The 11,271-nt window shown below is 36.3% G+C and carries 10 protein-coding genes; 4 read left to right on the plus strand and 6 right to left on the minus strand.

The window, feature by feature from the left end:
- Positions 1-185: 185 nt before the first annotated feature.
- Positions 186-1,382: a pyridoxal phosphate-dependent aminotransferase gene (locus tag ACIQ2X_RS09195; protein WP_396178634.1), complete on the minus strand. Its 1,197-nt coding sequence runs from the start codon at positions 1,380-1,382 to the stop codon at positions 186-188.
- Positions 1,383-1,498: 116 nt separating this feature from the next.
- Between ACIQ2X_RS09195 and ACIQ2X_RS09200 the strand changes: the two genes are divergently transcribed.
- The 4 genes from ACIQ2X_RS09200 to ACIQ2X_RS09215 all read left to right on the plus strand — a co-directional run bounded on the left by ACIQ2X_RS09200 (position 1,499) and on the right by ACIQ2X_RS09215 (position 5,166).
- Positions 1,499-2,821, plus strand: coding sequence for a PDZ domain-containing protein (locus tag ACIQ2X_RS09200; RefSeq protein ID WP_396178635.1), 1,323 nt, complete (start codon positions 1,499-1,501; stop codon positions 2,819-2,821).
- Between the two features lie 84 nt (positions 2,822-2,905).
- Positions 2,906-4,087: an AIR synthase related protein gene (locus ACIQ2X_RS09205; RefSeq protein WP_396178636.1), complete on the plus strand. Its 1,182-nt coding sequence runs from the start codon at positions 2,906-2,908 to the stop codon at positions 4,085-4,087.
- A 240-nt stretch (positions 4,088-4,327) separates the two neighbouring features.
- A complete protein-coding gene (locus ACIQ2X_RS09210; protein ID WP_396178637.1) occupies positions 4,328-4,687 on the plus strand; it encodes a hypothetical protein in 360 nt (119 codons plus the stop codon).
- Between the two features lie 41 nt (positions 4,688-4,728).
- Complete coding sequence (locus ACIQ2X_RS09215) at positions 4,729-5,166, plus strand: hypothetical protein (RefSeq protein WP_396178638.1); 438 nt, start codon at positions 4,729-4,731, stop codon at positions 5,164-5,166.
- A 67-nt stretch (positions 5,167-5,233) separates the two neighbouring features.
- On the opposite strand, the gene ACIQ2X_RS09220 is transcribed toward ACIQ2X_RS09215, so the two are convergent.
- The 5 genes from ACIQ2X_RS09220 to ACIQ2X_RS09240 all read right to left on the minus strand — a co-directional run bounded on the left by ACIQ2X_RS09220 (position 5,234) and on the right by ACIQ2X_RS09240 (position 10,339).
- Positions 5,234-6,241: a peptidylprolyl isomerase gene (locus tag ACIQ2X_RS09220; protein WP_396178639.1), complete on the minus strand. Its 1,008-nt coding sequence runs from the start codon at positions 6,239-6,241 to the stop codon at positions 5,234-5,236.
- Between the two features lie 18 nt (positions 6,242-6,259).
- Positions 6,260-7,363 carry a peptidylprolyl isomerase gene (locus ACIQ2X_RS09225; RefSeq protein ID WP_396178640.1) on the minus strand — a complete coding sequence of 368 codons (1,104 nt, stop codon included), beginning with the start codon at positions 7,361-7,363 and terminating at the stop codon, positions 6,260-6,262.
- 10 nt (positions 7,364-7,373) lie between these two features.
- Positions 7,374-8,006, minus strand: a complete 633-nt coding sequence (gene gldI, locus ACIQ2X_RS09230; RefSeq protein WP_396178641.1) for a gliding motility-associated peptidyl-prolyl isomerase GldI — start codon at positions 8,004-8,006, stop codon at positions 7,374-7,376.
- A gap of 5 nt (positions 8,007-8,011) precedes the next feature.
- Positions 8,012-9,019 carry a bifunctional oligoribonuclease/PAP phosphatase NrnA gene (locus ACIQ2X_RS09235; RefSeq protein ID WP_396178642.1) on the minus strand — a complete coding sequence of 336 codons (1,008 nt, stop codon included), beginning with the start codon at positions 9,017-9,019 and terminating at the stop codon, positions 8,012-8,014.
- 69 nt (positions 9,020-9,088) lie between these two features.
- On the minus strand, positions 9,089-10,339 hold the full coding sequence (locus ACIQ2X_RS09240; protein ID WP_396178643.1) for a chloride channel protein: 1,251 nt from the start codon (positions 10,337-10,339) through the stop codon (positions 9,089-9,091).
- Positions 10,340-11,271: the final 932 nt, after the last annotated feature.

Below are 11,271 nucleotides of genomic sequence, written 5' to 3' on the forward strand. Positions count from 1 at the left end.
ATCGCTTTTTTTTGAGTTTTTCATAAATAAAAAAAGTTTATTGAAACGAATTTCAATAAACTTTTGGAAACGTCAAATTTTATAATGCTTAACAGCTGTTTTACCAACTATTTTTGACTATTAAACCAAAAAAAATAAGGTTTTACTTTCGTAAAACCTTATTGAAAATGTATGAAATCACTATTTTATCGAGCGTTGTAAACCGAAATGGCATCTTTTAAAATTGCTACACTTCGAATTAAATCTTCTTTTTTAAGTACGTAAGCAATGCGAACTTCGTCCAAACCAATTCCTGGAGTGGAATAAAAACCTGCGGCAGGGGCAACCATCACCGTTTCGCCATTTAAGTCATACGATTCTAGCATCCATTGTGCAAAATTGTCGGCATTGTCTATCGGTAACTTTGCAATACAATAAAATGCACCATTGGGATTACCCACTTTAACACCTTCAATTTTATTTAATTCTGCTACTAAAACGTCGCGACGCTCTTTGTACTCTCCAATTACTTCATCAAAGTAACTTTGAGGCGTGTCCAAGGCTGCTTCACTCGCAATTTGTGCAAAAGTTGGTGGACTCAATCTCGCTTGTGCAAATTTCATTGCCGCATTCATAACCGCTGCATTTTTAGATACAATACAACCAATTCGTGCCCCACACATGCTGTAACGTTTAGAAACAGAATCAATCATTATGGCATGCTCTTCTAAACCAGGGAGGTTCAAAACGGAGTGGTGTTTTTCTGAATCATCATAAATAAATTCACGGTACACTTCATCAGCAATTAAAAACAAATCGTGCTTCTTTACTACTTCAGCTAATTTTAAAATATCTTCGTAGGAATACAATTTGCCTGTTGGATTTCCTGGATTGCAAATTAAAATTGCTTTGGTTCTGGGAGTTATCAACTTTTCAAATTCTTCAATTTTGGGTAACTCAAAATTAGTGTCAATCGTTGTTGTTACAGGTACCACTTTAACTCCCGAGGCTACTGCAAAACCGTTATAGTTTGCATAAAAAGGCTCTGGAATGATGATTTCGTCGTCGGCATCCATAGTACTTCCAATGGCAAATAGTAAGGCTTCCGATCCACCAGTAGTAATAATAATGTCCTTGACATCAACTGGCAGTCCGTGATTTTGATAAAAAGCAGAAAGTTTTATTCTATAACTTTCGAAACCGGCACTATGACTGTATTCTAGCACCTTGATGTCGGCGTTTTTGATAGCCTGCATCGCAACCTCAGGTGTTTTGATATCGGGTTGACCAATATTTAAATGGTATACTTTATTCCCCTTTTTTTTGGCAATTTCTGAATACGGAACCAACTTCCTAATTGGTGATTCAGGCATTTCTAAACCTTTTTTCGAAATTTTCGGCATAATGATAAAATTAGTTGTGCAAAAGTGCGAATTTTTTTTAAGTAAAGCGAATACTTTGGGAGGTTACTGGCTCGATTTAACAGATAATTATTTAATTTTAAACAAACATTTTTAGGATGAAAATTATTCTGTCTTTTTGTCTATTCTTAATAAGTATTCAGGGAATTTATTCCCAAGAAAGCACACAATTTTTAACTACTAAAAGTAGCGTCAAGTTACCTTTTGAATTAGTAAACAACCTGATTATTTTACCCATTAAAGTCAACGGTATTGAACTCAATTTTTTGGTAGACACGGGAGTTGAGGAAACCATTTTATTTAGTGTTGACCAAAACAAAGAAATTCCGATTTTCAATGTTGAAAAAATTACGCTTAAAGGTATAGGAATGCAAGAGGCTGTAGAGGGTTTTAAGTCATTTAAAAATACACTTTCAGTCAAAGGTTTGAATTTTTTGAATCAAGAAATTGTTATCGTTTTAGATCAAAATTATAATTTTTCGGCTGCACTTGGCATTGAAGTAAACGGTATTATTGGGTATCATTTCTTTAGTCAGATTATTTCGAAAATTGATTATAAACGAAAAAAAATGATTATTTATAAGCGGGATACGTTTAATAAAAATAAGATTACAAAAAATTTTCAATTGTTTGATTTTAGGTTAGAAAACGGAAAGCCGTACATAACAATTCAGGTCGCGTCAGCCAATCAACTTTTGGAAGCCAATTGTTTGGTAGATTCAGGTAACAGTGATGGGCTGTGGTTATTTGCCACGAAAATAAATTCCATTTCGGTTCCAGAACTTAATTTTGAGGACTATCTAGGTCGTGGCTTCAATGGAGAAATTTATGGAAAAAAAGCAAAAGTTAAAAAACTAGTATTAAATAAATTCGAGTTTAACGAGGTATTTGCCGCATTTCCAGATTCGCTTTCATTAGCAAATGTAAAAATTGGTACGCGCCGTTTGGGTTCTATTGGAAGTGAAATATTGAAGCGTTTTACAGTAATACTTGATTATCAAAGTAAGCAAATGTATTTGCGAAAAAACAGCTTTTTTGAAGAAAAATTTCGGTATAATTTGTCTGGAATCACTATTCATCATGTTGGAATGCAATGGTTTAAGGAAGAAATGCCAATCAAAGAATTTAGTTTAAATCATAAAACTCAATACAAATTAAGTTTAGCAGCTGATCTCAAGTACAATTTTAAACTATTGCCCGTTTATGAAATTGTCACTATTCGAAATAATTCTCCTGCGGCAAAAGCAGGCTTGCAAGTTGGCGACGTTATTTTAAAAATTAATTCTATAAAGGTACAACGACTGAGTTTAGACAAAATTAATGAGCTGCTGAAACGCACGAATCAAGAAGAAGTTACGATTGTTGTGGAACGCGATGGAAAAGAACTTATGTATCAATTTAAAATAGTAGATTTATTATAATATTACTTTTTGGTACAGAAACTTTGTACTTGTGCCACTTTTATTTTATAACTACATTTGCCTCACAACTACACAACACAATTTATGAGTTCTGATAACAGCAAAAGATACGCACTTCGAGGTGTTTCGGCATCCAAAGAGGACGTTCACAACGCGATAAAAAATATAGACAAAGGCTTATTTCCACAAGCTTTTTGCAAAATTGTACCCGATTATTTAACAAATGATGAAGAGTATTGTTTAATCATGCATGCTGATGGTGCGGGAACAAAATCATCTTTGGCTTACATGTATTGGAAAGAAACGGGCGATTTATCCGTTTGGAAAGGGATTGCACAAGATGCTTTAATCATGAATATCGACGACTTGATTTGTGTGGGTGCGACCGATAACATTTTGCTTTCTTCAACAATTGGAAGAAATAAAAACCTGATTCCTGCCGAAGTGTTATCTGCAATCATCAACGGAACAGAGGAATTAATTGCAGAATTAAAAACCTTTGGTGTCAACATCCATTCAACAGGTGGCGAAACCGCTGATGTGGGTGATGTTGTCCGAACAATTATCGTAGATTCAACAGTTACTGCCCGAATGAAACGCACAGATGTAATTGACAATGCGAATATTCAAGCAGGCGATGTAATTGTGGGACTGGCTTCTTTTGGTCAAGCCAATTATGAAAAAGGCTACAACGGCGGTATGGGAAGTAACGGACTTACTTCGGCACGGCACGACGTGTTCGACAATTACTTGGCAGCGAAATATCCGGAAAGTTTTGATGCAGCAGTTCCGAGTGAATTGGTGTATTCTGGGAAGGTAACATTAACGGACGCTGTCGAAAATTCGCCTTTAGACGCCGGAAAATTAGTGCTTTCGCCAACCCGAACGTATGCTCCAATTATTAAGAAAATATTGAGCCAATTTTCCGATAAAGAAATTCACGGAATGGTACACTGCAGCGGTGGAGCTCAAACCAAAGTATTGCATTTTATTGACAATTTACATGTAATAAAAGACAATTTGTTTCCCATTCCTCCCTTGTTTAAATTGATTCAAGAGCAATCGCAAACGGATTGGAAAGAAATGTATCAAGTGTTTAATTGTGGACATCGAATGGAAATTTACGTTCCAGAAAATATAGCTCAGGAGATTATAACCATTTCGGAATCCTTTGGAGTAGAAGCTCAAATTGTGGGTCGGGTAGAAGCATCGGAATCCAAAAAACTGACGATAAAAAGCGAATTTGGTGTTTTTGAATATAAATAAATTCAACTTAATTCTAGGATTATCACGATTTAAAAATGTAATAATTTGGGTGTTTTGCTTGTCCCGATTGCTATCGGGAGGCTATACACTTCAATCTTTTGTTCCGCTATCGCTTCACAAAAGGATTTCTGTTTCAAACGAAGTTCATTGAACTCCGTTGAAAATAGACGTACAGTGAAATAATCCCTAACGCAAAAAGTGGATCTATAGAAATCAGCTATAAATGATAAAATAAGTTATATGTACGAATTGCTTTTTTGGAAATATAAAGAGGGTATTTATTTGAACCATCACGAAGTCTATGAAGCCTTGGATGATAACGAAACAGTTGAAGGTCTCGAACAATTGCCTACAGATGTCATCATTAATCGGATAAATTCTGTTTTTTCGAAATGGGAACGAGTGGATCAAAACAGTTGGAAAAACACTGAGGGACCAGGTGCTTTTTGTGTCAAAACCACTGCAAATTCGGTTAAAATTGAATGTTACGGTACGGTAGGAACTACAATGGATCGACTCGTGGATATTATGGACGAATTTAAATGTCCGCTTTACGACCCACAAATTCCGGAACGCTATGACGAAATGAGCGAACAGTAATTTTTCAATAAAAAGTAATAAAGTTTAAAAATATAAAGAATATGAAAATAAACCTAAAAAATGGAATCGATAAATTGCTTTTTGGAATGCTTCAAAAAGATGTGATTGCATTGTATGGAAAACCTACAAAATCCTATAAAGACGAAGAAGAAAACGTTATTTTGCTGTATAACGACCAAAAATTACGTCTCACTTTTTATGTCGAAGAAGGTTTGAAATTGGGTTACATAGTTAGTTCCAACGAAAAGCTCACCCTTTCGGACATTAAAATCATAGGTAAAACAATGGATGTGATTCAAAAGGAGTTGGCACCAAAAGGACTTACATCTTGGGACGAAGAATCGTTTGATACCTACGAGAATTACTTTAACGAAGATTATTGGATGATTGTCCAAACCGAATTTGGATACGCAGTAAAAGTAGAATTAGGAGCGATTATTAGCAAAGACGAATTCCAGTGGAAATTTAATTCAAAATAAAAAGTACATAAAAAACCCCAAAAAAGCAACATGTTTTTTGGGGTTTTTCATTTAAAAATGGACTCTTTTATTTATTGATTTTCAGTAATTCTACTTCAAAAATCAAGTCGCTTTTAGCGGGAATTACATTTCCCATTGCTCTTTCGCCATAAGCCAAAGTGTAAGGAATATAAAACTTGTATTTAGAACCTTCGGTCATTAGTTGCAAACCTTCTGTCCATCCCGGAATAACTTGGTTTAAACCAAAATCAATCGGTTCGCCGCGTTTTACACTGCTGTCAAACTCAGTTCCGTTAGTAAGCGTACCTACATAATGAACCTTCACATTACTTGTAGCAACGGGTCTTTCGCCTGAACCTTCTTTAATTACAACGTATTTCAAACCACTTGCAGTTGTTTTTCCTTTTTCAAAAGCTTTTAGTGCAGCAGCTGTTAACATTTCGCGGTCTTTTGCTTCTTTTTGAGCAGCGATTTTACTAGCTTCTCTTGCTGTTGTAAACACTTTTACGGCATCAAATTTTTTGGCTTCGGTTCCTTTACGAATAATTGTTATTTTGGTCATTACATCGTTTTGTACAATACTATTTACCACGTCCATACCGGAAACTACTTTGCCAAAAACCGCATGTTTCCCGTCCAAATGTGGAGTAGGTTTGTGCGTGATAAAAAATTGACTTCCATTGGTATTTGGACCTGAATTGGCCATGGATAAAATTCCCGCTGCATCGTGTTTTAAATCCGTGATTTCATCTCTAAATTTGTAACCCGGATCTCCAGAACCATTGCCTACAGGGTCACCTCCTTGAATCATAAAATCACTAATAACACGGTGAAATTTCAAGCCGTCATAAAACATTTTACCTTTGTAAGAAGGACTTACATCTGGGTTTTTTCCCTCGGCTAATGAAATAAAGTTAGCAACGGTTACTGGTGTTTTTTTATACGTTAAATCAATTACAATTTTACCTTTTGTAGTTTCAATTTCAGCAAAAATCCCTTCGGAAGTAGCGTTTTCTTGAGCAAAATTTACACTTGATGCTAAAAGCATTATTACAATCAAAAATTTCATTTTCATGGGTATTCGGTTTTTTTATTAATTATTATTTGGTTTTTCTAAAATAGCAATATCAAAAATCAACGGTGTATTTGGCGGAATTAATCCGTTACCTACACCCGCTTCGCCGTAAGCTAAATTGGAAGGGATAAATAAAATCGCTCGATCTCCAAACGATAATTTTTCAAGACCTTCAATAAAACCAGGAATCATACCGTCTTTTCGTCCCGCTTGAAAACCGATGGGTTGATAACCGCCTTGGGCCTTTCTCGATTCATCGAATTTGCCAAACGCTCTAGCTTCGGATTCCATGCTGCTGTCAAATAACGTTCCGTTTTCGAAAAAACCTGCATAGTCAATAAAAATTTGTGTTCCCGGGGCTGGTTTTTTGCCCGTTCCTTTCTTGATAAGTGTGTATTGCAAACCTGAAGGAGTCTTGATGGCTTCTGCTTTATTTTTTTCGAAAAAAGCTACTTTCTCGTTTATTACATTTTGATATTTGTCGGCATATTCCTTTTCCATTTGTTTTGCTTCATTCGCACTGTTGTTGAAATAATCGGCAAAAACTTTTGCGGCATCAAAGTCCTTAGCTTGGTTTCCTTTTCTGATGATGGTGATACTGATGATGCTATCGTCTTGAACAATTTTATTAACTGTTTCCATTCCATTTTGTACCACATGACCAAAAACGGTATGCTTTCCATCCAACCAAGGCGTTGGAACGTGTGTGATAAAAAACTGGCTGCTATTGGTTCCCGGACCTGAATTGGCCATTGATAAAATACCAGGGGAATCATGCCGCAGGTCGGTAATTTCATCTTTAAATTTATAACCGGCATCGCCTGAACCGTTTCCTAATGGATCGCCACCTTGGATCATAAAATTGGCCAGTACACGGTGAAATTTTAATCCATCATAAAAAGGTTTGTTGCGTAAATTTTCAGATACAAAAGCGTTTTTTCCTTCGGCCAATGAAACAAAATTGGCTACCGTTACGGGTGTTTTTTCAAAGTCCAAGGCGGCAACAATGGTTCCTTTTGAAGTTGAAATTTCTGCATACAAGCCGTCTGGTAAGTCTGCATATTTGTCGTTACAAGAAAATAAGGTAACCGTTAAAAGTAATAAAATAAGACGTGTTTTCATTTGTAATTAATTATTCTGGTTTAATTTCTTCTTTTTGAACTGGTACAATCGGTTTTTGAGCAGGAGCTACAATTGGTTTTTTTTCTTGTCGAGCAACTGCTTCTGGTTTAAAATCACGTAAACTTACGGTAACTTCTAAGGGTAAATTAGGCGGAATTCTATCGTTGTCCCCCCGGTAACCATGACCTAAATGGGAAGGAAATAAAAAGGTAACCTTTTCATTTTTGTTCATCAGTTTGATTCCGTCACGCAATCCCATTAGGATATTTTGTTTATCTACAAGGTAGGTTTGTGGTTTTAATTCTACCTCTGAATAAATTATATTTCCTTGCAAATCGGCAATTTCGTAATCAAAAAATGCCACATCGCCTCGTTTGGGTGTCAATGTGTCTTTTGTATTTTCTAATTCGTAATAATACCAATATCCTTTTGTGGAAGCGAGGTATTTTCGTTCGGGATTTTTACGAATAATCGAATCAATTAATGCTTCTTCATTTGCTATTAATTTGATATTTCGGTCTACCGACTCTTTCATAAACTTACCAGAAGTTTGTGTAATGGGTTTTCGCGCTTGCTGTTGCGAACAACTCGCCAAAATTAGAGCGAAAGCGGCAGGAATACTATTTCGAAAATTGAATTTCATAATCATTAATTTATGGTGGTTTTAGCGAGAATATCTTCAAATTTTGCAACTGTATCTTTTAATGAGAGGTACGATTTTCCACCTGCTGCATTGATGTGTCCTCCGCCGTTAAAATGAGTTCGCGCAAATTGATTGACATCAAAATCGCCTTGCGAACGAAAGGATATTTTGATGATGTTTTCTTCCCGGTGTTCGATAAAAATTGCTGCAAAAACTACGCCTTTTATTGAAAGTCCGTAATTTACAATTCCTTCTGTGTCGCCTTTCACATAACTGTTTTGATCGAGTTCTTTTTGCGAAAGCGTGATGTAGGATGTTTTTTTATCCAACAAAATTTTCATATTCTGCAAGGCTTGTCCTAATAATTGCAAACGGTTGTAGGAACTGTCGTCAAAAAGGTTGTTGTGGATGGCACCATTTTCAATACCAAGATCTATCAAATTGGCAACTACACGATGGGTGGTACTTGTTGTGGATGGAAATCGAAACGATCCCGAATCCGTTACAATTCCCGTGTAAATGCAGGTGGCGATGGTTTTGTCGATTTTTTCTTTAAAGCCCAAATAGTTGATAAAATGATACAACATTTCGCACGTAGAACCGTAAGCTGTATCTGAAAATTGATACATGGCATAATCGTCTGGCTTTTGATGGTGATCCATCATGATAAAAGGAGCGGTCACTTTGGTCAAGACTTGTTCCATTTCACCCGTTCGATGCAACGCATTAAAATCTAATGTAAAAATGATATCGGCGTCAAAAATGATTTGGCTCGTGTTTTCCTTATCTTTTTCGTAAATCAAAACGGTTTCGGAAGCGGGTAACCAAGCTAAAAAATCCGGAAATTCGTTTGGGGCAATCACAACAGCGTCGTGATTTAGTTTTTTTAAAAAATGATAAAGTCCTAGCGTGGAACCCATCGCATCTCCATCGGGACTTCGGTGCGGAATGATTACAATTTTCTTTGGAGTCGAAAGCAATTTTTGAATTGCCTCAATAGCGTCTTCTTTCATAGGATGCGAAAATACAATTTTTGTTTAATCTTTTGAACGTGTTAGCCTTAATTTGCAATTTTTGATGCGTTAAAGATTTTTTAAATACCGATTGCGCAAAAAACGATAAACCAAATGTTTGGGACCTTTTACCACTTGCGATTCATAAATCCCATGATATCCAGAGAAAAAGTACGCCGTAAAACAAGAAATACCTACAAATAGTGCGCTTTCCAATCCAAATAATTCAATTCCCATCATCGTACAAGCCAGAGGCGTGTGAGTCGCTCCCGAAAAAACCGACACAAAACCCATGGCAGCCAGTAAGGAAATGGGTAGCGGAACAAAAATGGACAAAGCACTTCCTAAAGCAGCACCGATAAAAAATAGCGGAGTCACTTCGCCTCCTTTAAATCCCATGCCTAAAATAAAGGCGGTGGCAAGTAATTTCAGCAGAAAAACATCCCCCGTTTGAGCGGTTTGAAAAGATTCTACAATGGTAGGAATGCCCAGTCCCAAATATTGGGTAGCTCCAGTCAGGTATATTAGAGTTGCGAAAATGAGTCCGCCAATAAAAGGACGAAAGGGCGGAAAAGGGATGTATTGCTTGGCTTTTTTAGCAACATAATGTACCGCAGTTGAAAACATACTGGCGGATAAACCAAATACAATTCCTACCAATAGTAGCCACGGTAGTACCTTTAAATGCATTTGAGGAATATAAGGTGGCAGATAATGCGTATGCGGAATTTGGAGAATTTGGACGGTATAATAAGCAATATAGGCTGTGAGAAGCGAAGGGATAATGCTTTTGAAACGCACACGACTGAAATACAACACTTCGATGGCGAAAATAGCTCCCGTTAATGGTGTGCCAAAAACGGAAGCAAAGCCGCCACTGATACCGATGATTAAAATGATTTTACGTTCTTGTTTTGATAACTTGAAAATCCCCGTAAACTGGTCGGCAATTGCAGTACTCATTTGCACGGCAGTGCCTTCTCGACCTGCCGAACCACCAAACAAATGCGTCAAAATAGTACCTAAATACACCATCGGTGCCATTTTTAAGGGGATAATGCTTCTCGGTTTTTCGTATTCTTCAAGAATTAAGTTATTGCCTTTCACCACATCTTGCCCATAATAATGGTAGCCGTAACCTATTACCAATCCCGCCAATGGAAGTAGAAAAATTATCCACAAGTGAGCATCTCTAAAATCAGTAGCCAGATTCAAGGTGTATAAAAACAGGGCCGATGAGCCTCCTGCCAGAATGCCTACAACGAGACAAATGACCGACCATTTTAAAAGAAGTCCAAGAAAATTAACCGTTGGTTTCAATAGGGATTGCGCTAGTAGTTTTACTTTGCTAAAATAAAATAAATTTTGGCATTAGCCCAAATCGGTCTTTTTATAAAAGAATACTTCTATGTTGTTTTTTCACGCAGATGTTATGTTAAACCTTGCCTGCGGTTAAACCTACCCTCCGTTATTCCAATATACCCAATGGTATCAAAAATTAGGAAGAACATAAAATGGCCTCCGATTAAAAATTAGGCTGTAAATTTTCTGAATGGTGCTTTCGATTGGCTTCGCTCCATTCGACTGGCGCCTCGGGTACATTATACTTTGCATTCAAGTCATTCGCACACAAGCAGGTGGGTGAAATAGGTCTTTTATTATTAATTTTTTATCTTTGCTCGTTTTTAGTTCTTAAAAACACGCCCTACTTATTCTTTTCGCTTTTATTTTTTTTCTATCTAATTTGAAATATTTAGATATATTTTCTATGTTTTGTCTTATTTGCAGAAATAGTTGTTTCATACATTATGTATATTGCATCTATACTTGAAGTAGGGCTTTGCTATACTGCTGCTATTTAGAAAATTTTTCGGTTGACTCGTCCCAAAATAACTATACAGATTAATAACAAATCCTACTATGGTTATACCAATATAATTCTTAATCCTAAAAATACTACGCTGACTCGTCCTACTTTGTTTATTGAATTTGGTGCTTTTTTTGGAGTCGAGTTTCCAATGGAGACATTAAAAGATTATTCTTTTATGATTTTTCTAAAAATGCTTTCATGACTCACTTTTACAGTAATAAAATACAAACCACTCTGCAGATTTGATAAATCTATGTGCAAATTCCAGCTATATTGACCACCCCATTCCAGTTTAAAGTGAGCACCTAATTCCAGTTCAAAGTGACCATGCAATTCCAGTTGAAATTGACCACCCTAATTTTCATTAAAAAACTACTTTTTT

The sequence above is a fragment of the Flavobacterium sp. genome, assembly GCF_044368625.1.
Taxonomy (GTDB): Bacteria; Bacteroidota; Bacteroidia; order Flavobacteriales; family Flavobacteriaceae; genus Flavobacterium.